20 protein-coding genes, 1 pseudogene and 1 riboswitch are annotated in these 22019 nt (G+C 52.9%); of the genes and pseudogenes, 13 read left to right on the forward strand and 8 right to left on the reverse strand.

Annotated elements, in window-relative coordinates; translation table 11 throughout:
* Window positions 1-285: 285 nt before the first annotated feature.
* From NA624_RS10790 to dsbI, 3 genes are read left to right on the forward strand one after another with little or no spacing between them, the layout of a single operon-like run.
* Window positions 286-2082 (forward strand): aryl-sulfate sulfotransferase, encoded by a 1797-nt coding sequence (locus NA624_RS10790; RefSeq protein ID WP_000460265.1) that lies wholly within the window; start codon window positions 286-288, stop codon window positions 2080-2082.
* Window positions 2083-2101: 19 nt separating this feature from the next.
* Window positions 2102-2773 (forward strand): thiol:disulfide interchange protein DsbA/DsbL, encoded by a 672-nt coding sequence (locus tag NA624_RS10795; RefSeq protein ID WP_000096233.1) that lies wholly within the window; start codon window positions 2102-2104, stop codon window positions 2771-2773.
* A gap of 14 nt (window positions 2774-2787) precedes the next feature.
* Entirely contained in the window at window positions 2788-3465 is a 678-nt protein-coding gene (dsbI, locus tag NA624_RS10800; RefSeq protein WP_000345576.1) for a protein-disulfide oxidoreductase DsbI, read from the forward strand.
* A 170-nt stretch (window positions 3466-3635) separates the two neighbouring features.
* On the opposite strand, the gene ribB is transcribed toward dsbI, so the two are convergent.
* On the reverse strand, window positions 3636-4289 hold the full coding sequence (ribB, locus tag NA624_RS10805; RefSeq protein ID WP_001076978.1) for a 3,4-dihydroxy-2-butanone-4-phosphate synthase: 654 nt from the start codon (window positions 4287-4289) through the stop codon (window positions 3636-3638).
* Window positions 4290-4394: 105 nt separating this feature from the next.
* Window positions 4395-4593: riboswitch (FMN riboswitch) on the reverse strand.
* 132 nt (window positions 4594-4725) lie between these two features.
* Here ribB and ubiK point away from each other — a divergent pair.
* On the forward strand, window positions 4726-5022 hold the full coding sequence (gene ubiK, locus NA624_RS10810; RefSeq protein ID WP_000566824.1) for a ubiquinone biosynthesis accessory factor UbiK: 297 nt from the start codon (window positions 4726-4728) through the stop codon (window positions 5020-5022).
* 73 nt (window positions 5023-5095) lie between these two features.
* Here the strand turns inward: ubiK and glgS are convergent, their stop codons facing one another.
* Window positions 5096-5305: a cell surface composition regulator GlgS gene (gene glgS / locus NA624_RS10815; RefSeq protein WP_000928927.1), complete on the reverse strand. Its 210-nt coding sequence runs from the start codon at window positions 5303-5305 to the stop codon at window positions 5096-5098.
* 257 nt (window positions 5306-5562) lie between these two features.
* On the opposite strand from glgS, the gene NA624_RS10820 reads away from it, so the two are divergent.
* The 3 genes from NA624_RS10820 (at window position 5563) to NA624_RS10830 (ending at window position 8180) form a co-directional block, all read left to right on the forward strand.
* Window positions 5563-6183: an OB-fold-containig protein gene (locus NA624_RS10820; protein ID WP_000171743.1), complete on the forward strand. Its 621-nt coding sequence runs from the start codon at window positions 5563-5565 to the stop codon at window positions 6181-6183.
* 18 nt (window positions 6184-6201) lie between these two features.
* A complete protein-coding gene (locus NA624_RS10825; protein ID WP_000342886.1) occupies window positions 6202-7881 on the forward strand; it encodes a flotillin family protein in 1680 nt (559 codons plus the stop codon).
* A gap of 239 nt (window positions 7882-8120) precedes the next feature.
* On the forward strand, window positions 8121-8180 hold the full coding sequence (locus tag NA624_RS10830; protein ID WP_001804776.1) for a type I toxin-antitoxin system Ibs family toxin: 60 nt from the start codon (window positions 8121-8123) through the stop codon (window positions 8178-8180).
* A 159-nt stretch (window positions 8181-8339) separates the two neighbouring features.
* Here NA624_RS10830 and hldE read toward each other — a convergent pair whose 3' ends face one another.
* The 3 genes from hldE to NA624_RS10845 form a co-directional block, all read right to left on the reverse strand.
* On the reverse strand, window positions 8340-9773 hold the full coding sequence (gene hldE, locus NA624_RS10835) for a bifunctional D-glycero-beta-D-manno-heptose-7-phosphate kinase/D-glycero-beta-D-manno-heptose 1-phosphate adenylyltransferase HldE (protein ID WP_000867680.1): 1434 nt from the start codon (window positions 9771-9773) through the stop codon (window positions 8340-8342).
* A 47-nt stretch (window positions 9774-9820) separates the two neighbouring features.
* On the reverse strand, window positions 9821-12664 hold the full coding sequence (gene glnE, locus NA624_RS10840) for a bifunctional [glutamate--ammonia ligase]-adenylyl-L-tyrosine phosphorylase/[glutamate--ammonia-ligase] adenylyltransferase (RefSeq protein WP_000188318.1): 2844 nt from the start codon (window positions 12662-12664) through the stop codon (window positions 9821-9823).
* Between the two features lie 117 nt (window positions 12665-12781).
* On the reverse strand, window positions 12782-14083 hold the full coding sequence (locus tag NA624_RS10845) for a CYTH domain-containing protein (RefSeq protein ID WP_000046208.1): 1302 nt from the start codon (window positions 14081-14083) through the stop codon (window positions 12782-12784).
* A 241-nt stretch (window positions 14084-14324) separates the two neighbouring features.
* On the opposite strand from NA624_RS10845, the gene NA624_RS10850 reads away from it, so the two are divergent.
* The 3 genes and pseudogenes from NA624_RS10850 to NA624_RS10860 form a co-directional block, all read left to right on the forward strand.
* Window positions 14325-14939 (forward strand): TIGR04211 family SH3 domain-containing protein, encoded by a 615-nt coding sequence (locus NA624_RS10850; RefSeq protein WP_001125344.1) that lies wholly within the window; start codon window positions 14325-14327, stop codon window positions 14937-14939.
* 62 nt (window positions 14940-15001) lie between these two features.
* Window positions 15002-16243 (forward strand): multifunctional CCA addition/repair protein, encoded by a 1242-nt coding sequence (locus NA624_RS10855; protein ID WP_000708446.1) that lies wholly within the window; start codon window positions 15002-15004, stop codon window positions 16241-16243.
* A 20-nt stretch (window positions 16244-16263) separates the two neighbouring features.
* Window positions 16264-16348 (forward strand): annotated as a pseudogene (locus NA624_RS10860) (hypothetical protein); the annotation flags it as partial.
* Here NA624_RS10860 and bacA read toward each other — a convergent pair.
* Window positions 16347-17168, reverse strand: coding sequence for an undecaprenyl-diphosphate phosphatase (bacA, locus tag NA624_RS10865; protein WP_001281933.1), 822 nt, complete (start codon window positions 17166-17168; stop codon window positions 16347-16349). The pseudogene NA624_RS10860 and the gene bacA sit on opposite strands and share 2 nt — an antisense overlap.
* Window positions 17169-17265: 97 nt before the next feature.
* Complete coding sequence (gene folB, locus NA624_RS10870; RefSeq protein ID WP_000355776.1) at window positions 17266-17625, reverse strand: bifunctional dihydroneopterin aldolase/7,8-dihydroneopterin epimerase; 360 nt, start codon at window positions 17623-17625, stop codon at window positions 17266-17268.
* A 106-nt stretch (window positions 17626-17731) separates the two neighbouring features.
* On the opposite strand from folB, the gene plsY reads away from it, so the two are divergent.
* Window positions 17732-18349: a glycerol-3-phosphate 1-O-acyltransferase PlsY gene (gene plsY / locus NA624_RS10875; protein ID WP_001272785.1), complete on the forward strand. Its 618-nt coding sequence runs from the start codon at window positions 17732-17734 to the stop codon at window positions 18347-18349.
* Window positions 18350-18572: 223 nt separating this feature from the next.
* On the opposite strand, the gene tsaD is transcribed toward plsY, so the two are convergent.
* Window positions 18573-19586, reverse strand: coding sequence for a tRNA (adenosine(37)-N6)-threonylcarbamoyltransferase complex transferase subunit TsaD (tsaD, locus tag NA624_RS10880; RefSeq protein ID WP_001264389.1), 1014 nt, complete (start codon window positions 19584-19586; stop codon window positions 18573-18575).
* Window positions 19587-19813: 227 nt separating this feature from the next.
* Between tsaD and rpsU the strand changes: the two genes are divergently transcribed.
* Both rpsU and dnaG read left to right on the forward strand, forming a co-directional pair.
* Window positions 19814-20029, forward strand: coding sequence for a 30S ribosomal protein S21 (gene rpsU, locus NA624_RS10885; RefSeq protein WP_001144069.1), 216 nt, complete (start codon window positions 19814-19816; stop codon window positions 20027-20029).
* Between the two features lie 235 nt (window positions 20030-20264).
* The gene (gene dnaG, locus NA624_RS10890; RefSeq protein WP_000918863.1) at window positions 20265-22010 is read left to right on the forward strand and encodes a DNA primase; all 1746 of its coding nucleotides are present in this window, start codon (window positions 20265-20267) and stop codon (window positions 22008-22010) included.
* Window positions 22011-22019: the final 9 nt, after the last annotated feature.

Raw genomic sequence — 22019 nt, forward strand, 5'->3', positions numbered from 1 at the left:
TCATATAAATCAGTGGTGAAACACAATAATGAAAGAGGTATTAAGCAGAAAACAATGTCGATAAGATCACACTTCGTACTAATTTATATTGTTCTTAAAATATCACACTCCTACTATCGACTCACTCAGGCAATTAAAAAATATTGATACAAAATATACTTTAAAATAAGTAATAGCATCATGACTTATATTTAAAGACCAATCATTTACCTCATTTATCATTAATAAAAACATAGTATATACAGAAGTATTATATTTAGAAGTTGTATATAAGGAGATATATCCATGTTTGACCAATACCGGAAAACAATACTTGCCGGTGCCGTCGCACTGACATGCGGACTCACCGCAGCCAGTACGTTTGCCGCAGGTTTTCAACCGGCGCAGCCCGCAGGAAAATTAGGCGCAGTCGTTGTCGATCCTTACGGTAATGCCCCTCTCACCGCACTGGTGGAATTAGATAGCCATGTTATTTCAGACGTTAAAGTTACTGTACATGGCAAAGGGGAAAAAGGCGTTCCCGTTACTTATACCGTTGGGAAAGAGTCTTTAGAAACCTATGACGGTATTCCTATTTTTGGCCTTTATCAGAAATTTGCCAACAACGTCACAGTAGAATATAAAGAAAACGGCAAAGCCATGAAGGATGACTATGTGGTGCAGACGTCCGCCATCGTCAACCATTATATGGATAACCGTTCTATTTCAGATCTCCAGCAAACGAAAGTTATTAAAGTCGCGCCAGGATTTGAAGATCGCCTTTATCTGGTAAATACCCATACCTTTACGCCGCAGGGCGCTGAATTTCACTGGCACGGCGAAAAAGATAAAAATGCGGGCATTCTTGATGCCGGTCCGGCGGGCGGGGCTTTGCCTTTCGATATCGCCCCTTATACGTTTGTGGTCGACACCCAGGGTGAATATCGCTGGTGGCTGGATCAAGATACCTTCTACGACGGCCACGATATGAATATCAACAAACGCGGCTACCTGATGGGTATTCGTGAAACGCCTCGCGGCACCTTTACCGCGGTGCAGGGCCAACACTGGTACGAGTTTGACATGATGGGGCAAATTCTTGCCGATCATAAACTGCCGCGCGGGTTCCTGGATGCGTCTCATGAATCCATCGAAACCGTGAACGGCACCGTACTGCTGCGCGTCGGCAAACGCGATTACCGCAAAGAAGACGGCATACATGTTCATACGATTCGTGACCAAATCATTGAGGTCGATAAGTCTGGCCGCGTAGTAGACGTTTGGGATTTAACCAAAATCCTCGACCCTATGCGTGATGCGCTGCTCGGCGCGCTGGATGCGGGCGCAGTATGCGTGAACGTCGATCTGGCCCATGCCGGGCAGCAGGCGAAACTCGAACCGGATACGCCGTATGGCGATGCGCTTGGCGTTGGTGCCGGTCGTAACTGGGCGCACGTCAACTCTATCGCTTATGACGCGAAAGACGACTCCATCATCCTTTCTTCCCGCCATCAGGGTATTGTAAAAATTGGTCGCGATAAGCAGGTGAAATGGATACTGGCACCGTCTAAAGGCTGGAATAAGCAGCTAGCCAGTAAATTGCTGAAACCGGTAGACGATCATGGTAAGCCGTTGACCTGTGACGAAAATGGCAAGTGTAAGGACACCGATTTCGATTTCACCTATACCCAACATACGGCATGGCTTTCCAGCAAAGGCACGTTAACGGTCTTTGATAACGGCGATGGTCGCGGCCTGGAGCAACCGGCTCTACCGACCATGAAATATTCCCGTTTTGTCGAATATAAGATCGATGAGAAGAAAGGCACCGTACAACAAGTTTGGGAATACGGTAAAGAACGTGGATATGATTTCTATAGTCCTATTACCTCGGTTGTTGAATATCAAAAAGACCGCGACACCATGTTCGGCTTTGGCGGTTCTATTAACCTGTTCGACGTTGGTAAACCAACAGTCGGCAAACTGAATGAGATTGACTATAAAACGAAAGAAGTGAAAGTTGAAATTGATGTGCTGTCGGATAAACCCAACCAGACTCACTATCGTGCATTACTGGTTCATCCAACGCAAATGTTTAAATAAATCACGGGAAGGAATTAATATGTCATCTAAATGGATTACCTCTTTATTTAAAAGCGTAGTATTAACCGCGGCATTGGTCACTCCTTTTGCGGCATCGGCTTTTACCGAGGGCACAGATTATATGGTTCTGGAGAAACCGATTCCTAATGCGGATAAAACGCTGATTAAGGTATTTAGCTACGCCTGCCCTTTCTGCTACAAATATGACAAAGCCGTAACAGGTCCGGTTTCTGATAAAGTAGCCGATCTCGTTACGTTCACCCCGTTCCACCTGGAAACAAAAGGCGAATATGGCAAACAGGCCAGCGAAGTATTTGCAGTCCTGATCGCTAAAGATAAAGCTGCCGGGATTTCGTTATTTGATGCTAAATCACAATTCAAAAAAGCGAATTTCGCCTGGTACGCGGCTTACCATGATAAGAAAGAGCGCTGGTCAGATGGGAAAGATCCGGCGGCATTTATTAAAACCGGGCTGGACGCCGCAGGCATGAGCCAGGCTGATTTTGAAGCGGCGCTGAAAGATCCTGCCGTTCAGGAGACTCTGGAAAAATGGAAAGCCGCCTATGACGTTGCCAAAATTCAGGGTGTTCCGGCTTACGTCGTCAACGGCAAGTACCTTATCTATACCAAAAACATCAAATCCATCGATTCTATGGCTGAACTCGTTCGGGAACTGGCCACTAAAAAATAAGCAGGGAAACGATTATGGATTTTATTAAGGGATTATGGCGAGACCTACGCGCAAGACCAGTAGATACGCTGGTGAGATGGCAGGAACAGCGCTTTCTGTGGCTGTTAATGGCCATCGCGATGGGAGGGTTAATTATCCTGGCGCACTCGTTCTTCCAAATCTATCTCTACATGGCGCCGTGCGAACAGTGTGTTTACATTCGTTACGCGATGTTTGTGATGGTAATTGGCGGGGTGATTGCGGCGATAAATCCCAAAAATATCGTGCTGAAGCTGATTGGCTGCATCGCGGCGTTTTATGGCAGCATTATGGGCATTAAGTTTTCTATTAAGCTTAATGGTATCCATCATGCGGTACATAATGCGGACCCCGATTCACTTTTTGGCGTGCAAGGATGTTCGACTGATCCGACCTTTCCTTTCAACTTACCGTTGGCGGAATGGGCACCGGAGTGGTTTAAACCTACCGGAGACTGCGGTTATGACGCGCCTATCGTCCCTGATGGCGTAACGCTCAGTAGCGTACAGCAGTGGTTTGTCGATCTCTACCAGCAGTCCGAAGGCTGGTATCTGCTTCCGCCCTGGCACTTTATGAACATGGCGCAGGCATGTATGTTGGCCTTTGGGTTGTGCCTGATTCTGCTGCTGGTGATGAGCGGCGCCTGGGCATTGAAACTGGCCAGAGGAAAATAACCTGAATAGATAAACCAAAGCAGAGGTCTGCATTCAGGCCTCTGCTTTTCTCACAATAATTTTACCATTCAGCTTATTCGTCGTCCTTTGAAACTGAACGATATGGCACCGAAAGAATACAAAAAAGCCGATGACATCTCATCGGCTTTTTTCAACCATGATCCGTTCGATCAGCTGGCTTTGCGCTCATGCGCCTGGCGGTAAGCCACCAGATCTTCAATCGTGACCACCGCCATATTATGCTGGCCTGCAAACGCGATACACTCCGGCGCGCGCGCCATCGTCCCATCGTCGTTAGTCAACTCGCACAGTACACCTGCAGGTTTAAAACCAGCCAGCGTCATCAGATCGATGGTCGCCTCCGTATGACCGCCGCGCGTCAGCACGCCGCCCGCCTGAGCGCGTAGTGGGAAAACGTGCCCCGGACGGTTAAGATCGGACGGTTTTGCGCCATCCTTAATTGCCGCACGCACCGTAGTGACACGGTCAGCGGCGGAAACGCCGGTGGTCACGCCTTCTGCGGCTTCAATGGTCACGGTAAAACCGGTGCCGTAGGCGCTGGTGTTGTTTTCCACCATCATTGGCAAGTCGAGCTGCTTACGACGGTCTTCAGTAATACACAGGCAAACAATACCGCTACCGTGACGAATGGTTAACGCCATCTGTTCTACGGTCATCGTCTCTGCGGGGAAAATCATATCGCCTTCGTTTTCACGATCTTCATCATCAAGCACCATCACACCGCGTCCTTCACGCAGCGCATCCAGTGCAAGTTCAACACGTTCAAAAGGCGTACCAAAAGAGGAAAGTAGCGTCTGATTCATGGTAAAAAAACCTCATTAACATTATGGTTACCAGAATCAGGGCAGTCTTAGGAGTGCCGACAAGCGGCAAAAAAATAACGTGAGCGGGTCCATGCCCGACTGGATCGTTACCCTCTCCCATCCGGACTTTAACCGTCGGCCCCGGAATTACACCGGATCTGCTGACCTTTTCGCTATGGCAAAAAGCGCTCGCGGGCTTTCAACCTGCTCTCCGCGTTCCGTCACGGCGCGCCGTGATGAGAAATGCGTTAAACATCGCTGATTTACCGCCGGTGGGGAATTTCGCCCCGCCCTGAGAATAAGCGGGTTAACTATAACGCTATTGATTACCTTCATCAACGCCTTTACTCCGTATGACGTCACACAATTCTGGTTTATGGCGTCCACATATCGCACTACAATAAGAGCTAACACTTACCAGTTCAGGGAAACCACAATGATTGACCCGAAAAAAATTGAGCAAATCGCACGCCAGGTTCATGAGTCAATGCCGAAAGGCATTCGCGAGTTCGGGGAAGATATCGAGAAAAAAATCCGTCAAACGCTGCAATCTCAGCTGACGCGTCTCGATCTGGTGAGCCGCGAAGAGTTTGATGTCCAGACTCAGGTCTTGCTGCGCACCCGGGAAAAACTGGCGCTGCTGGAGCAACGCCTCAGCGAACTGGAAGCTCGCGACAAGCCTGAAGAAGTAAAACCTGCGCCCGCCATCCCGCCAGTCGATCCACAAGAGTAAAAACGTGAACGGGCCTGACGGCCCGCTCATATAAGATCTGAATAATGCCCTGCACCTGTAAAGGGAGCCTGCATTAGTGTTCTAATTCTAACCTTTTCGCCTGAGTCGCCTGCTGGCAGTAAAGCGCGTAACGCTTGCAAAACCAGTCGCGGTGCTCCTCGTCCATATTGCCGGTTACCGCCTGGATATCAACAGGACGCCCCTCCGCCTGCATTCTGGCAAAACTGCGCGCCAGAAAATCGAAATTATTTAATGAATAGACGTTATTGTTGTTCATCAGCATACCCTCCAGTTATTGAATTCTGTTAAGGCTATATGCTTTTTCTGATTTCAGTATTTCCCTATATGTACGGCGGTTTTATACATAACGTGCGCAAATTTAATGCGCAAAATCACAATATTCACCAAAGATAACGACGGATAAATCGCTTTTCGGACTTAAGGAGATATGGGTCACATGATATTGTAACGCAATGAAATAACAAGCATGAAAATTATCACGCGAACACCCTTCTGAAGGCGGCGACAAGGATAGAAAATATGACCTTATTTGCGGAGTATAACAGCCCCTATCTGTTTGCCATCGCGTTCGTTTTCTTTATCGGCGTGCTGGAGATGATTTCTCTGATTTTTGGCCACTTTCTTTCAGGCGCGCTCGACGCCCATCTCGATCATTATGACGCCCTGTCATCTGGCCCTACGGGCCAGGCGCTTCATTATCTGAATATTGGACGCGTTCCCGCCCTGGTCGTCCTCTGTCTATTGGCCGGTTATTTCGGCCTCTTCGGTATCCTCATCCAGCATGGCGGGATCATGCTCTGGCAAGCGCCGCTCAGCAATCTGCTGCTGGTCCCGTTGAGCATTGTCCTGTCGGTCTTTGCCGTGCATTACAGCGGAAAAATCCTCGCGCCCTGGCTACCCAGAGATGAAAGCTCCGCCCTCAGGGAAGAGGAATTTATCGGCGGCATGGCGATTATTACCGGCCACGCCGCCGTCGCCGGTACACCTTGCGAAGGAAAATTTACCGATAAGTTCGGCCAGATTCACTATTTACTGCTGGAACCCGAAACGGGAAAAGAATTTAAAAAAGGAGACAAGGTGCTGATTGTCTGCCGACTTTCCGCAACGCGTTATTTGGCTGAGCGTACCTTCTATGTTTAATTGAGAGGAACTTACATAATGGATGATGTTTTTGGCATATTGCCATCATGGATGTTTACCGCCATCGTTGCGGTTATCGTCTTACTAATTATCGGGATCATTTTTGCTCGCCTCTATCGCCGCGCATCTGCGGAACAGGCGTTTGTCCGTACCGGGCTTGGCGGGCAAAAAGTGGTGATGAGCGGCGGCGCTATTGTGATGCCAATCTTTCACGAAATTATTCCGATCAATATGAATACCCTAAAACTTGAGGTCAGCCGTGCTACCGTCGACAGCCTGATCACCAAAGATCGTATGCGCGTTGACGTGGTCGTTGCTTTCTTCGTGCGTGTAAAACCCTCTGTTGAAGGTATTGCCACCGCCGCACAAACGCTTGGTCAGCGAACTCTGTCGCCGGAAGATCTGCGTATGCTGGTTGAGGATAAATTCGTTGACGCCTTACGCGCCACAGCAGCCCAGATGACGATGCATGAGCTACAGGACACGCGTGAAAACTTCGTTCAGGGCGTACAAAACACCGTTGCGGAAGATTTGTCGAAAAACGGCCTGGAACTGGAAAGCGTCTCATTAACCAACTTTAACCAAACGTCCAAAGAGCATTTCAACCCAAACAATGCCTTTGATGCCGAAGGTCTGACGAAACTGACGCAGGAAACCGAACGCCGCCGTCGTGAACGTAATGAAGTGGAACAGGATGTGGAAGTGGCGGTGCGCGAAAAGAACCGCGACGCGCTTGAACGCAAGCTGGAAATCGAGCAACAAGAAGCCTTTATGACTCTGGAGCAGGAGCAACAGGTTAAAACCCGCACCGCCGAACAAAACGCCAAAATTGCCGCTTTTGAGGCCGAGCGCCATCGTGAAGCAGAACAGACGCGCATTCTTGCTGAGCGGCAGATCCAGGAGACGGAGATCGAACGTGAGCAAGCAGTACGGTCCAGGAAAGTTGAGTCCGAGCGTGAAGTACGTATTAAAGAGATCGAACAGCAACAGGTGACAGAAATCGCCAACCAGACGAAATCTATCGCCATTGCCGCCAAATCCGAGCAGCAATCACAGGCGGAAGCGCGCGCCAACGACGCGCTGGCCGATGCGGTTCGCGCCCAGCAAAACGTAGAAACCACCCGCCAGACCGCCGAAGCGGATCGCGCCAAGCAGGTCGCTCTGATCGCCGCGGCGCAGGATGCGGAAACCAAAGCGGTCGAACTGACCGTTCGGGCAAAAGCAGAGAAAGAAGCGGCAGAATTGCAAGCCGCCGCCATCATCGAACTGGCGGAAGCAACGCGTAAAAAAGGTCTGGCGGAAGCCGAAGCGCAACGGGCGCTGAATGACGCTATCAACGTACTATCTGACGAACAAACCAGCCTCAAATTTAAACTAGCGCTCTTACAATCGTTGCCTGCTGTTATTGAGAAGTCTGTTGAACCGATGAGATCCATCGACGGCATTAAGATTATTCAGGTCGATGGCCTCAATCGCGGCGCGACGGCGGGCGACGTCGCCGCTGGCGGCGCTAACGGGGGAAACCTGGCGGAACAAGCCTTATCTGCCGCGCTCACCTATCGTACCCAGGCGCCGCTGATCGATTCGCTGTTAAACGAGATTGGCATCGCTGGCGGCTCGCTAAAGGCGCTGACCACGCCGTTGGTTTCATCGGCAACGGATGAGATTAATCGCGAAGCAACGATAAAAGAGCAATAACCCCCCGCCATATCTCCTGTCCCTGGTCATAAGACCGGGGATTTTTTTATCTTTTTTCCACCTTGTCTGTACAAAGCGTTATGACCAGCAGGCCATTTTGCGTGGGCGATCCAGTAACGCAAAATCGGCGGGAGAAAGCCCTTGCGCCAGACAGGCCACTCACCAACAATCGCGATGTCAGCAAGGGGCTGAAACGGGAAAGCCCCTCCCGAGGAAGGGGCTTTAATAAGGAAAGGGTTATGATGCACCAGGTCATCATACTGATTGTTCTGTTACTGATAAGTTTCGCAGCTTACTAACAGCCAATCAGAGGGGGGAGAGATCCCCTCTCACCCTTATTCCTTTACTTTAGGTCGAAAAAAAAGCAGCGTCAACCGCGAGATACGCGTCGAAACAAAATGTCCGACGCGCCTTCAAAATCAGCGCCTGCAGCGTCTGTAACGCCTGATGACGCGGTTTTACTTCTCGCTCTCGGTCTGGATCTTTTTGATGATATTGGTCGTGGAACAACCATCTTCGAAGTTCAGCACCATGACTTCGCCGCCGTTGGCCCAGACCTCTTCGCTGCCCGCGATCTCTTCCGGCTTATAGTCGCCGCCTTTTACCAGCAGATCCGGCAGAATACCGGCAATCAGTCGTTGCGGCGTATCCTCTTCAAAAGAGACAACCCAGTCGACCGACTCCAGCGCGCCCAGCACAATCATACGCTGTTCGAGCGGATTAACCGGACGGCTGTCGCCTTTCAGACGTTTAGTCGAGGCGTCACTATTGACCGCAACAATCAGGCGGTCGCCCAGTTTGCGCGCGTTCGCCAGATAAGAGACGTGGCCCGCGTGCAGAATATCGAAAACGCCGTTGGTCATGACCACTTTCTCGCCACGCTTACGCGCGCTGGCGACGGCCTGTCTCAACTCCTCTTCGGTCATGACGCCGAAGCCGGTATCCGCGCGTCCGCGCACTGCGTTTTCCAGCTCAATAGGGGAAACCGTTGACGTCCCGAGTTTACCTACCACTACGCCCGCCGCCGCATTGGCGAAATAACACGCCTCTTCCAGGGTATTTCCCGCCGCCAGCGTCGCCGCCAGCACGCCGATCACCGTATCGCCCGCACCGGTAACATCATAAACTTCCTGCGCCTGCGTCGGCATATGTAGCGGCGCTTTATTCGGTTGCAGCAGCGTCATTCCCTGTTCGGAACGCGTGACCAACAGCGCGGAAAGGTCGTAATCGGCAATGAGCTTCATACCACGTTCAACCAGTTCGTCTTCGCTTTTACATTTCCCCGCGACCGCCTCGAATTCAGAAAGGTTTGGCGTCAGCAGCGTGGCGCCGCGGTAACGTTCAAAATCCGTTCCTTTCGGATCGATGAGCACCGGCACGCCCGCCTGGCGCGCCAGGGAAATCATAGTCTGCACGCTGGTCAGAGCGCCTTTGGCATAATCGGACAATACCAGCGCGCCGATCGATCCCAGCGCCTGGTTGATACGCTCATGCAACGGCTGCGGGTCCACGCCCTCAAAGCCTTCTTCAAAATCAAGACGAATGAGCTGCTGATTACGTGATAGTACGCGCAGTTTGGTAATCGTCGGATGCGTCGGCACAGAAACGAAGTCGCACTTCACATTGACCTCCGCCAACGTTTTGCTCAGCGCGCGCGCGGCGTCATCAATACCCGTCAGGCCGACCAGACGGGCGTTCGCTCCCAGAGACGCAATGTTCATCGCCACGTTCGCCGCGCCGCCCGGACGTTCCTCAACGGTATTTACCTTAACCACGGGCACCGGCGCTTCCGGTGAAATACGGCAAGTGGGGCCATACCAATAGCGATCCAGCATTACATCACCCACAACCATGACGCCTGCACGTTCAAACGCTGGCAGATTTACTTTCATTCCTGTCTCCTGAGAGATTCAAAATTTGCGCGCGATAATAGCATAATTCAAACGGCTACCAGCCACTTCCGCCAGCTTGCCTGCACCAGCGCGCGCTCTTTGCTAAAACACGTCTGCGCCACATGACCGGGAAGCTCCTGCAACGCCAGGTGGTGCAGTTCATCACGCAGTGTGGTGTAGGCTACCGTCAGCGCCTGCGCCTCGTGATCATCCATAATGCCGTTTTGCGCCAGAAGCTCCAGGATGCGCACGTTATCAGACCAGCGCGTTAATTTAGGTTTTTCATGAGCGTAGCGCAGTACCAGATATTGCGCGATAAACTCAATATCCGTAATACCGCCTTCATCAGCTTTAATATCAAAACGATCGCGATGCTTATTGCCGAGATGCGCCCGCATTTTCTCGCGCATTTCACGCACTTCAGTCTGCAATGTCTTGCCGTCGCGCGCCGTCGTCATGATAGTGCGGCGTACCGCATCAAACTGTGAGGTAAGCTGCGGGTCGCCATATACCACGCGAGCGCGTACCAACGCCTGATGTTCCCAGGTCCAGGCTTCATGCTGCTGATAATCGGCAAACGCGTCCGCTGAAGTCACCAGCATTCCCGCCGCGCCAGAGGGGCGTAGACGCGCATCTACCTCATACAAAATGCCGGAGGAGGTGCGCGTACTGAACAGATGCATAATGCGCTGCGCCAGGCGCAGATAAAACTGCCGCCCGTCGATTTCGCGTTCGCCGTTGGTCATGACGTCCATCGGACAGTCATGCAGGAAGATGAGATCCAGATCGGAACTGTAGCCCAGCTCCCATCCGCCCAACTTGCCATAACCGACAACCGCAAACCCCCGCCCCTGGCGCTCGTCCAGATGCGCTGGCTGACCATAACGCGCAACCATTTGCGTCCACGCCTGCTGCACCACAGCATCAATCATCGCCTCCGCCAGCCATGTGAGGTGATCGCTCACTTTCATCACCGGCAGCGTACCGGCAATATCCGCCGCCGCAATCCGCAAAAGCTGTGCCTGTTTAAACTGGCGTAATGCCTCCAGTTGTTGTTCTTCGTCTTCTTCCGGCACGCGCAGCAAATATTGGCGTAATTCGTCGCGATAAGCGTCTGTAGCCGTCGGCTGATAAAGCGTGCCGGGGTCGAGCAGTTCATCAAGCAACAACGGATAACGCGCCAGTTGGCTCGCTATCATTGGCGAAGCGGCGCAGAGCATAATCAGGTGTTTCAGCGCGCCGGGAAATTCGCTCAGCAGCTCCAGATAGGTGGTGCGAGTGACAATCCCCGCCAGCAACGGCGTTATCCGCGATAGCGTAACAGCGGCGTCTTCGCGGGAACAGACATCAGCAAGCAGGTGCGGCATCAGTTGGTCCAGCACCTGCCGCCCGCGCGGGCCGATAGGGCGTTTATCCAGTTCCTTACGGAAGTCAGCGATGAGGGTCAGAACCTGTCGCCGATCCTCATCGGCTAAATGCGCCAGCACTGGCGTCGAATCATCCTCCTGTAGCGCATCCTGCCATACTTCACGCCACGGCTCTGAACGTTCTTCCTCCTGCGGGGTATCGGCTTCATCATCGCCAATTAATTCGTTGAATACGCGGCGTACATTAGCCATATGATCCGTCAGCTTGCCAACAAGCTGCGGCCAGTTCTCCGCCTTCATTCCCCAGGCCAGCCGCGTCCGATTCAGATCGTCGGCAGGCAACGTTTGCGTCTGTTCGTCATTGATGCTTTGCAGCAGATTCTCCAGACGACGTAGAAAAAGATAGGCCACGCGCAGTTGCGCCACGTCATTCTCAGGCAGCAAATGCAGCGCAGCGATAGCATCCAACGTCGGCAGTAACGAACGCGACTGTAGCGACGGCTCGCGTCCGCCGCGGATGAGCTGGAATACCTGCACGATAAACTCAATTTCACGAATACCGCCCGCGCCAAGTTTAATGTTGTCTTTCAAACCGCGGCGTCGCACTTCGCGGGCGATCATCCCTTTCATATTACGTAGCGACTGGATGACGCTGAAATCGATATAGCGGCGGAAAACGAAAGGTCGCAGCATGGCGCGTAATTCACGAGACCAGGCGTCGTCGTTATCGCCCATTAGCCGCGCTTTCACCATAGCGTAGCGTTCCCAGTCGCGTCCTTGTTCCTGATAGTAATCCTCCAGCGCGGCAAAACTCAGGACCAGCGGGCCGCTGTCGCCAAACGGTCGCAGGCGCATGTCCACCCGATAGACAAAACCATCCATTGTGGGCTGATCCAGCGCTTTGATCAGCCGCTGCCCGAGACGCGTAAAAAACTGGGCGTTATCGAGTTCACGGCGTCCGCCCCGGGTCTCGCCATGTTCCGGCCAGGCGAAAATCAGATCGATATCAGACGAAAAATTCAGTTCGCCGCCGCCCAGCTTGCCCATGCCTAAAATCAGCAGCGGCTGCGGAACGCCCTGCGGGTTACAGGGGGTTCCCCATTCGCGGCAACAGGCGGCATACAGCCAGTCGCGCGCCCCCACAATGAGCGTCTCCGCCAGATGGCTCAACTGTTGTAAAATAGTCTCATCGTCCACCAGCGACAGCGTCTGCGCCCAGGCGATGCGTACCATGATGCGACGACGAAAAAGCCTCAGTTCACGCATCAGCGAGGCGTCGTCACAGACACCTGCCAACGCCTCCTGTAACCAGCCAGCATAATGTCGCCATTCATCAGCCTGCGGCGATGCGGATTCCAGTTCGGCAAGCCACTCCGGATGCGCTATCACGCTATCCAGCGCAAAATCGCTAAATGTAAGTACTGACTTCGCCTGCACGCTAAGCGATGTCTCAGTAAATCCTTCTGGTAGGCGCTCAACAACGGTCTGCCAGTACTGCGATAAGGGTGAAGAGAGCGGCGTCATTTAGGGGATATCCTTTAAATAATGCCGGATGGCGGCATTTCGCCTGACCCGGCCTACAAGTCCGCATACCGTAAGCCTGATAAGCGCAGCGTCATCAGGCGCTTTCTACGGTTCTGATTATCGTTTTCCGCTGTGCAACCAGAACGGCTGCTGGTTAATGGCCTCATTACGGAAATGTTCAATTTCAATACGTTGTCCGGTAATAATGGCGTGACGCAATCCCTGCCAGTTCTCCAGCCATGCCTGCGCGACCATCGCATCATAATACCCGGCCAGCAGTAAAACGCTGTCGATATCGCGAGTCAAACGCGGCAACTGGTCGCGATACTTATCACCCAGCGGTTGTCCAAAAACCTTCTTTAATTCAGCAGCATGACGAGAAAGATGAATGTCGGCGAAACGCTTAAAAGAATCGGCCATTTTGGCCTGCGCCTTCGCGTCCAGAAATGGCTGCCAGGCTTTCGTCACCAGCCATTCCGTCAATGCCAGTTTCGCCATCGCCGTTTGCGTACTATAAACGGCTGTGACGGCGGACACCGCGGATGTCATCGTCGCTTCCGCCTGGGTAAGTAGATCACGTAAGTGAGCGCTCGCTTTACGCGGAACAATGCCACCAAAGAGCATTAAGGCATGGCGCACCAACCCCATAGCATCCAGCACGTGTTCTTTCGCCGACTCGTCGCCGCGCAGCCAGAGCTCTTCATGGTACTGCCACTGTGACAACGCCAGATCCAGCGAGGCCTCCAGCCCTTGCTCTACCGTGGCTTTCGCGGCAGTCCGCAGAATTGCCGTTGGTGTATTCTCTCGCGGCGCATTCCCCTGCGCCAGGTGATAACCTCGCGCCGCCTTACTCAGACTGCCCTGACGCAAACCGGTTTGCGACAGCAGTTGCTTCGCCAGTTTTAACACGGCGCGCGTATCGCCGCGAAGCAACTCAAGCTCCAGCTCACAAATCGGTTCGGCAAACTCGCCCGCTTTTACGTCGCCGAGATCGAGCGCAATTTCAATCCTGCTGCCGTCAACGTCCAGACACCATTTTTCCCGGTAAAAATCGGTACTGAACAGCGGCTGTACGCTTGATGCCAGGCCGGCGGGCAGGTTGCCATCCAGCCAGACCTCCGCCGGAAGTTGCGTCAGATCCAGCACGGGTTCGCTTAGCGCGACATTGTATTCGGGTCGCTGGTGCAGCCCGCCCGTTACCCGGCCGGCAATTTTCATGGTCATTTCATAGCGCCCATTTTCACCACGAATACGCAGCCCCATATCATGGCGGCGTAGCCAGTTATCAGGCGTTTCGAAGTAGATATTCAGTAACTGGCTGGGCGCATGATGCTCGCCGCCGAGCGTATGAAGATGATTTCGCAGCGCATCTACGGCGTCGTGATTGACGATAAACTTTAATTCGATTTCCTGAGCCATGGCCTTGTACTTATGGGTTATGTCACATCTGGGAAGATTCTTGGCGAACTTACCCGCATTATTTTTGTCAGTAGATAGTATTTTGCGCCAAATTGCCATGCAACGAGCAATTTGACGGGCGTAAAAGTTTGACGTAGCGGCAAAGGCGACACAGATGATTCCGATTGATGTCGACTACTTTGCGTAGCGACACTGATGCCGTTACTATCGTTCCACTTTCTCTGACAATAACGACAGCCTGATGCCAAAATTACGCCTGATTGGACTAACTTTACTTGCGCTTAGCGCCACCGCCGTCTCTCATGCTGAAGAGACGCGTTACGTTTCTGATGAACTGAATACCTGGGTCCGCAGCGGTCCGGGAGATAATTATCGCCTTGTGGGTACCGTCAACGCCGGCGAGGAAGTCACGCTCTTACAGAGCGATGCCAACTATGGTCAAATCAAAGACAGTTCTGGTCGTACTGCCTGGATACCGTTAAAAGAACTGAATACCACGCCAAGCCTGCGTACCCGCGTGCCGGATCTGGAAAATCAGGTCAAAACGTTGACCGATAAACTCAACAATATTGATACCACGTGGAATCAGCGCACCGCCGATATGCAGCAGAAAGTGGCGCAAAGCGACAGCGTCATCAACGGGCTAAAAGAAGAGAACCAGAAGCTGAAAAACGAGCTGATTGTCGCGCAGAAAAAAGTTAGCGCCGCGAATCTGCAGCTGGATGACAAACAGCGCACCATTATTATGCAGTGGTTTATGTATGGCGGCGGCGTATTGGGTATTGGCTTGCTGTTAGGGCTGGTGCTGCCGCATATGATCCCAAGCCGTAAACGCAAAGACCGCTGGATGAACTAAATCGCCTTCTCTGCGGCACTGTCTTATCATTAGAGGATGATCGTTTTTAAAAGGAAAGTGGCGTGAAGATTTATCTGGTCGGTGGTGCGGTTCGGGATGCGTTGTTAGGGCTACCGGTTAAAGATAAAGATTGGGTCGTTGTCGGCGCCACGCCGCAGGAGATGCTTGATGCGGGCTACCAGCAGGTAGGCCGTGATTTTCCTGTGTTTCTCCATCCGCAAACTCACGAAGAATACGCGCTGGCGCGTACTGAGCGTAAATCCGGTTCCGGCTACACGGGCTTCACCTGTTATGCCGCGCCGGACGTTACCCTGGAAGCCGATCTCCAGCGTCGCGATCTGACCATTAATGCTCTGGCGCGCGACGATGACGGCCAGATTATCGACCCTTACCACGGGCGCCGGGATCTGGAGGCGCGTCTACTGCGCCATGTCTCTCCCGCGTTTGGCGAAGATCCCTTGCGCGTATTGCGCGTGGCGCGTTTTGCCGCCCGTTACGCTCATCTGAGTTTCCGTATCGCCGATGAAACACTGGCGCTAATGCGCGACATGACCGCGGCAGGCGAGCTGGAACATCTGACGCCGGAACGGGTATGGAAAGAGACGGAAAATGCGCTTACCACCCGCAATCCGCAGGTTTACTTCCAGGTATTGCGCGACTGCGGCGCCCTGCGCGTCCTGTTTCCGGAAATCGACGCCCTGTTTGGCGTACCCGCGCCGGCAAAGTGGCATCCGGAAATTGATACCGGAGTTCATACGCTGATGACGCTGTCGATGGCCGCCATGCTCAGTCCGCAGCTTGATGTCCGTTTCGCCACGCTTTGTCATGATCTGGGCAAAGGCTTAACGCCGAAAAACCTCTGGCCGCGCCATCATGGCCACGGCCCGGCGGGCGTGAAACTGGTCGAACAGTTATGCCAGCGTTTGCGCGTCCCCAATGACCTGCGTGATTTAGCTAAACTGGTCGCCGAGTACCACGATCTGATCCACACCTTTCCGATACTCCAGCCGAAAACGATCGTTAAGCTGTTTGACGCCATTGATGCATGGCGTAAACCGCAGCGCGTCGAGCAGATTGCGCTGACCAGCGAAGCCGATGTCCGTGGACGTACCGGATTTGAAGCGTCGGATTACCCGCAGGGGCGCTGGCTGCGCGAAGCCTGGCAGGTGGCGCAGGCGGTACCGACGAAAAAGGTGGTGGAGGCCGGATTTAAGGGCATTGAGATTCGCGAGGAGCTGACCAAGCGACGAATTGCAGCGGTCGCCAACTGGAAAGAGAAGCGCTGCCCGAACCCCGCCAGCTAAACGCCATCCGGCACGATAAATTGCCTGATGGCGCTGCGCTTATCAGACCGACAAAACAGTTAGGCCGGACAAGGCGGTACGCCGCCATCCGGCAGGTCAATCATCAGAAGAAGACAACGTAAACGGCAGCCGCCACCACAAAGCGGTAAATCGCAAACGGAATAAACGAGATACGCTTAATCAGTTGCAGGAAGGTCTTGATGGCGATCAGCGCCACCACAAACGCCGTCACAAAGCCCACCGCGAACATTGGAATATCCGCTGCGGTCAGGAATGACCAACTTTTGTAGAGATCCAGAACCGTTGCGCCCATCATCATCGGCACAGCCAGTAAGAACGAGAACTCAGAGGCGGCGTAACGGCTGACGCCCATCAGCATCCCACCGGAAATGGTCGCTCCGGAACGCGAGAAGCCCGGCCACAGCGCCAGACACTGGAAACAGCCAATCATAAAAGCCTGACGATACGTCATATCATCCAGCCCCGGCGCGCGCGGTTCTTTCGGCTTCAGGCACTCGGCGGCAATCAGCAACAGACCGCCTACCACCAGCGCGTACATCACGTTAATCGGGTTAAATAGCGACTTGATCGTGTCATGAAAGACTAACCCCAGCACCACCGCCGGAATCATGCCCAGCAGGATGTGAATCAACGTTAATCGACCTTTACTTTCACCTTCACGCTGTAGCGGGCGGCCAAAGTGAATACCGATGAGACCAAACAACCGCCGCCAGAACATCACCACGACCGCCAGAATAGATCCAAGTTGAATCACCACTTCGAATGTCTTGGCCGTATCGCCTTCAAACCCCAGCAGATGACCCACAATAATCATATGGCCCGTGCTGGATACCGGCAAAAACTCCGTCAATCCTTCGACCACACCCAAAATTGCCGCTATCAGCAGCGAGTGCATATCGCTCATCAATAAACCCCTAAAATGAAAAACACTGCAAAAATGGATCTCGCGTTAAGACCCCATATATAACCGTTTGGTTTAAAAAATATAAAATTATTTATTTTTATTTCAGATTATTGCCACGCTCAATAATTACCCCTACGTTCGCCGCGCGCGCGACGGCGCCAGGCTTGCTCAGTTTGATGCGAACCCACGGAGAATTAAATCGACTAAGCAGCAGATCCGCCACCTCTTCCGCCACGCGCTCGACCAGAGCAAAACGCCCGCCTTCGACATGATTTATCACCGTGTCGGCGATATCCGCGTAACTTAGACAATCTGCGACATCATCGCTTTTCGCCGACTTACGGTTATCCCACGCCATTTCGATATCGAACACCAGTTTTTGCTCGATAGTCTGTTCCCAGTCGTAAACACCGATAGTGGTGATTACCGAAAGTTGCTCTATAAATACAATATCCATCACGACCTGCCTGCTTTTTGGCTAACCCGGATACCACTTCCGGCGAAATGTGCGTATTATCCACAGAAATAGTAAATAAAACGACACTTTCAATACGGAACAGCTTATGAGTGCAATCGCGCCTGGAATGATCCTCTTCGCGTACCTCTGCGGCTCAATTTCCAGTGCCATTCTGGTTTGCCGCATCGCCGGGCTGCCCGATCCGCGAGAAAGCGGTTCCGGCAACCCGGGCGCGACGAACGTATTACGAATCGGTGGCAAGGGAGCGGCTGTCGCGGTACTTATTTTTGACATCCTTAAAGGCATGTTGCCCGTCTGGGGCGCGTATGCGTTAGGCGTTACCCCTTTCTGGCTGGGGCTTATCGCTATCGCCGCCTGTCTGGGGCATATCTGGCCGGTCTTTTTTGGCTTTAAAGGCGGGAAAGGCGTAGCAACCGCGTTTGGTGCCATTGCGCCTATCGGCTGGGATTTAACCGGCGTTATGGCTGGCACCTGGCTGCTGACGGTCCTGTTAAGCGGTTATTCATCGTTAGGGGCGATTGTCAGCGCCTTGATTGCGCCGTTTTACGTCTGGTGGTTTAAACCGCAGTTCACCTTCCCGGTATCGATGCTGTCATGTCTCATTTTGCTGCGCCATCATGACAACATCCAGCGTCTGTGGCGTCGCCAGGAGACGAAAATCTGGACGAAGCTGAAAAAGAAACGCCAGAAAGATTCGGAGTAGTTTTTTACGCTATGCCGTGCCTGCGCATCGCCGGATAAATAGCTCGGTGATAGGCGTACATATCGAATCCGCCGCGCGTCACTCTTCCACCATTGGCGTGGTTAGGCGCGATTTTCGGCCTGATTTTCCTGGAGCTGCTGATCGTCACCGGGCTGTTGTGGATGCCCGTCGTTTTACTGTAAACCCGTTGGGGCGGCATGATGTCGCCCCCCTTTTTCCGCTTTTACGCCGCCGGCAGCTCGGCCAGCGGCCAGCGCGGACGTACCGTTACGCCAAGATCCGCCGTAACGCCCGCCTTAAACCGCACCATTCCGGCATAGGCGATCATCGCCCCGTTGTCAGTACAAAACTCCGGGCGCGCATAGAACACTTCGCCGCGGCGTTTTTGCATCATTTCGGCAAGCTTCGCGCGCAGCGTGCGGTTAGCGCTGACGCCGCCCGCCATGACCAGACGCTTAAAACCGGTGCTTTCCAGCGCGCGCTTGCACTTGATCATCAGCGTATCCACGACCGCATCTTCAAAAGCGCGCGCGATATCAGCGCGAGTTTGTTCGTCGTCGCCATTACTACGAATGGTGTTAGCGGCAAAGGTTTTCAGACCGGAAAAACTAAAATCCAGCCCCGGGCGATCGGTCATCGGGCGCGGAAAGACAAAACGCCCCGCCGTCCCCTGCGACGCCATTTTCGACAACATCGGGCCGCCAGGATAATCCAGCCCCAACAATTTGGCGGTTTTATCAAACGCTTCACCGGCGGCATCGTCAATCGACTCTCCCAGCAGTTCGTACTGACCGATTCCGGTCACGCTAATGAGCTGCGTATGTCCGCCGGAGACCAGTAGCGCCACAAACGGGAAATCCGGAGGGTTATCTTCCAGCATCGGCGCCAGCAGATGACCTTCCATATGGTGTACAGGAATGGCCGGCACATTCCAGGCAAATGCCAGCGAACGCCCGACGGTTGCGCCGACCAGCAGCGCGCCGACCAGGCCCGGGCCTGCGGTATAGGCCACCGCGTCGATATCGCTCGCCGTCAAACCGGCTTCTTTTAATGCCGCCTGAATCAGCGGCACGGTTTTACGCACATGATCGCGGGAAGCCAGTTCAGGCACTACGCCGCCGTAGTCAGCATGTAATTTCACCTGACTATACAATTGGTTGGCTAACAGACCTTTTTTGTCGTCGTAAATAGCGATGCCGGTTTCATCGCAGGATGTTTCAATACCCAGTACACGCATGACTTGTTTTACCTCGCTCTAATACCGCGCAGTGTAGGTCGAATGCGGGTGGATGTATACCCTCAGTCCCGACTTCGTGTATACTCCCTCACCTTATAAAAGTCCCGTTCAAAAAAGGCCGCGGTGCTTTACAAAGCAGCAGCAATTGCAGTAAAATTCCGCACCATTTTGAAATAAGCTGGCGTTGATGCCAGCGGCAAACCGAATTAATCAAAGGTGAGAGGCACATGCCGGTAATTAAAGTACGTGAAAACGAGCCGTTCGACGTAGCTCTGCGTCGCTTCAAGCGTTCCTGCGAAAAAGCAGGTGTTCTGGCGGAAGTTCGTCGTCGTGAGTTCTATGAAAAACCGACGACCGAACGTAAGCGCGCTAAAGCTTCTGCAGTGAAACGTCACGCGAAGAAACTGGCTCGCGAAAACGCACGCCGTACTCGTCTGTACTAATCTTTTGAGAGCGGGCTGCTCTCAATTCAGATCGAGTTGTAGTTGTAAGGCCGTGCTTCCGAAAGGAATGCGCGGCTTGTTTTCGTTTATGCATTAGCATATACACAAAATCATTCATGCTGCGTCCAGGCGGCAAGAGAGCAAGTCCCCGGCGCTTACGCAAGTCAGCGACAGGGGTGAGCGAACGTAGTCAATACTGCGGCAGCCTGAAGAATGACGTGTATAAAAGGGGCATATGGCTGGACGAATCCCACGCGTATTCATTAATGACCTGCTGGCGAGAACCGATATCGTCGATCTGATCGACGTGCGCGTAAAACTCAAGAAACAGGGCAAGAACTATCACGCGTGTTGTCCATTCCATAATGAGAAAACCCCTTCTTTCACCGTAAACGGTGAAAAACAGTTTTATCACTGCTTTGGATGCGGCGCGCATGGCAATGCGATCGACTTTTTGATGAATTACGACAAGCTCGAATTTGTCGAAACCGTCGAAGAATTAGCGGCCATGCATAACCTGGAAATTCCCTATGAAGCAGGCACCGGGCTTAGCCAGATAGAGCGCCATCAACGGCAAAACCTCTATCAGTTGATGAATGGTCTGAATGACTTTTATCAGCAGTCGCTAACCCATCCTGCGGCAAAACCTGCGCGTGACTATCTGCAAAAGCGCGGTCTGAGCGCTGAAATTATTCAGCGTTTCGCCATTGGCTTCGCGCCGCCTGGTTGGGATAACGCGTTAAAGCGCTTCGGTAATAACAGCGATAACAAGGCATTGTTGCTGGATGCCGGAATGCTGGTCAATAACGAGCAGGGCAGCACTTACGATCGTTTCCGTAATCGGGTCATGTTCCCTATCCGGGACAAACGCGGCAGGGTGATTGGTTTTGGCGGTCGAGTTCTGGGGAACGACACGCCGAAATACCTTAACTCTCCGGAAACGGACATTTTCCATAAAGGCCGCCAGCTATATGGTCTTTATGAGGCTCAGCAATATAGTGCTGAACCGCAACGCTTGCTTGTGGTCGAAGGTTATATGGATGTCGTCGCACTAGCGCAATACGACATTAACTATGCGGTTGCTTCGCTGGGTACCTCAACCACGGCAGACCATATGCATATGTTATTCCGGGCGACGAACAACGTAATTTGCTGTTACGACGGCGACCGGGCTGGCCGTGATGCCGCCTGGAGAGCGCTGGAAACAGCAATGCCTTATATGACCGATGGTCGGCAGGTACGCTTTATGTTTTTACCTGACGGCGAAGACCCGGATACGCTGGTGCGTAAAGAAGGCAAGGCGGCTTTTGAAGCGCGGATGGAGCAGGCGCAGCCGCTCTCTACGTTTCTGTTTAATAGCCTCCTGCCGCAGGTGGATTTAAGCTCGCCGGATGGCAGCACGCAGTTAGCCGCACTGGCGCTGCCGCTCATTAATCAGGTGCCTGGCGACGCACACCGTATTCAGTTGCGCCAGACGTTGGGGCTGAAGTTAGGCATTTTCGATGATAGTCAGCTTGATCGTTTAGTGCCAAAACAGGCGGAAAGCGGCGTTTCCCGCCCGGCTCCGCAGCTAAAACGCACGACCATGCGTATACTGATAGGATTACTGGTGCAAAATCCGGATCTCGCGCCGTTAGTGCCGCCCTTAGACGCGCTGGATGAGAATAAGCTGCCTGGGCTTGGCTTATTTAAAGAATTGGTCAAAACTTGTTTGGCTCAGCCAGGTCTTACTACCGGACAACTTCTGGAACTCTACCGTGGCACAAATGATGCTGCGACCCTTGAAAAATTATCGATGTGGGACGATATAGCAGATAAGGTGATTGCCGAAAAGACCTTTACCGACTCACTCAACCATATGTTTGATTCGCTGCTGCAACTGCGACAAGAAGAGCTGATCGCTCGCGATCGCACTCACGGTTTAAGCAGCGAAGAACGCCGAGAGCTCTGGACGTTAAACCAGGAGCTGGCCAGAAAATGAATTTAACGG

The sequence above is a fragment of the Salmonella sp. NW38 genome (assembly GCF_051807745.1).
GTDB classification, from domain to species: domain Bacteria; phylum Pseudomonadota; class Gammaproteobacteria; order Enterobacterales; family Enterobacteriaceae; genus Salmonella; species Salmonella enterica.

Excerpts from the sequence above, each read along its gene's own strand:
- NA624_RS10790 (WP_000460265.1), top strand. The coding sequence starts at position 286 with ATGTTTGACCAATACCGGAAAACAATACTTGCCGGTGCCGTCGCACTG.
- NA624_RS10795 (WP_000096233.1), top strand. The coding sequence starts at position 2,102 with ATGTCATCTAAATGGATTACCTCTTTATTTAAAAGCGTAGTATTAACC.
- dsbI (WP_000345576.1), top strand. The coding sequence starts at position 2,788 with ATGGATTTTATTAAGGGATTATGGCGAGACCTACGCGCAAGACCAGTA.
- ribB (WP_001076978.1), bottom strand. The coding sequence starts at position 4,289 with ATGAATCAGACGCTACTTTCCTCTTTTGGTACGCCTTTTGAACGTGTT.
- ubiK (WP_000566824.1), top strand. The coding sequence starts at position 4,726 with ATGATTGACCCGAAAAAAATTGAGCAAATCGCACGCCAGGTTCATGAG.
- glgS (WP_000928927.1), bottom strand. The coding sequence starts at position 5,305 with ATGCTGATGAACAACAATAACGTCTATTCATTAAATAATTTCGATTTT.
- NA624_RS10820 (WP_000171743.1), top strand. The coding sequence starts at position 5,563 with ATGACCTTATTTGCGGAGTATAACAGCCCCTATCTGTTTGCCATCGCG.
- NA624_RS10825 (WP_000342886.1), top strand. The coding sequence starts at position 6,202 with ATGGATGATGTTTTTGGCATATTGCCATCATGGATGTTTACCGCCATC.
- hldE (WP_000867680.1), bottom strand. The coding sequence starts at position 9,773 with ATGAAAGTAAATCTGCCAGCGTTTGAACGTGCAGGCGTCATGGTTGTG.
- glnE (WP_000188318.1), bottom strand. The coding sequence starts at position 12,664 with ATGACGCCGCTCTCTTCACCCTTATCGCAGTACTGGCAGACCGTTGTT.
- NA624_RS10845 (WP_000046208.1), bottom strand. The coding sequence starts at position 14,083 with ATGGCTCAGGAAATCGAATTAAAGTTTATCGTCAATCACGACGCCGTA.
- NA624_RS10850 (WP_001125344.1), top strand. The coding sequence starts at position 14,325 with ATGCCAAAATTACGCCTGATTGGACTAACTTTACTTGCGCTTAGCGCC.
- bacA (WP_001281933.1), bottom strand. The coding sequence starts at position 17,168 with ATGAGCGATATGCACTCGCTGCTGATAGCGGCAATTTTGGGTGTGGTC.
- folB (WP_000355776.1), bottom strand. The coding sequence starts at position 17,625 with ATGGATATTGTATTTATAGAGCAACTTTCGGTAATCACCACTATCGGT.
- plsY (WP_001272785.1), top strand. The coding sequence starts at position 17,732 with ATGAGTGCAATCGCGCCTGGAATGATCCTCTTCGCGTACCTCTGCGGC.
- tsaD (WP_001264389.1), bottom strand. The coding sequence starts at position 19,586 with ATGCGTGTACTGGGTATTGAAACATCCTGCGATGAAACCGGCATCGCT.
- rpsU (WP_001144069.1), top strand. The coding sequence starts at position 19,814 with ATGCCGGTAATTAAAGTACGTGAAAACGAGCCGTTCGACGTAGCTCTG.
- dnaG (WP_000918863.1), top strand. The coding sequence starts at position 20,265 with ATGGCTGGACGAATCCCACGCGTATTCATTAATGACCTGCTGGCGAGA.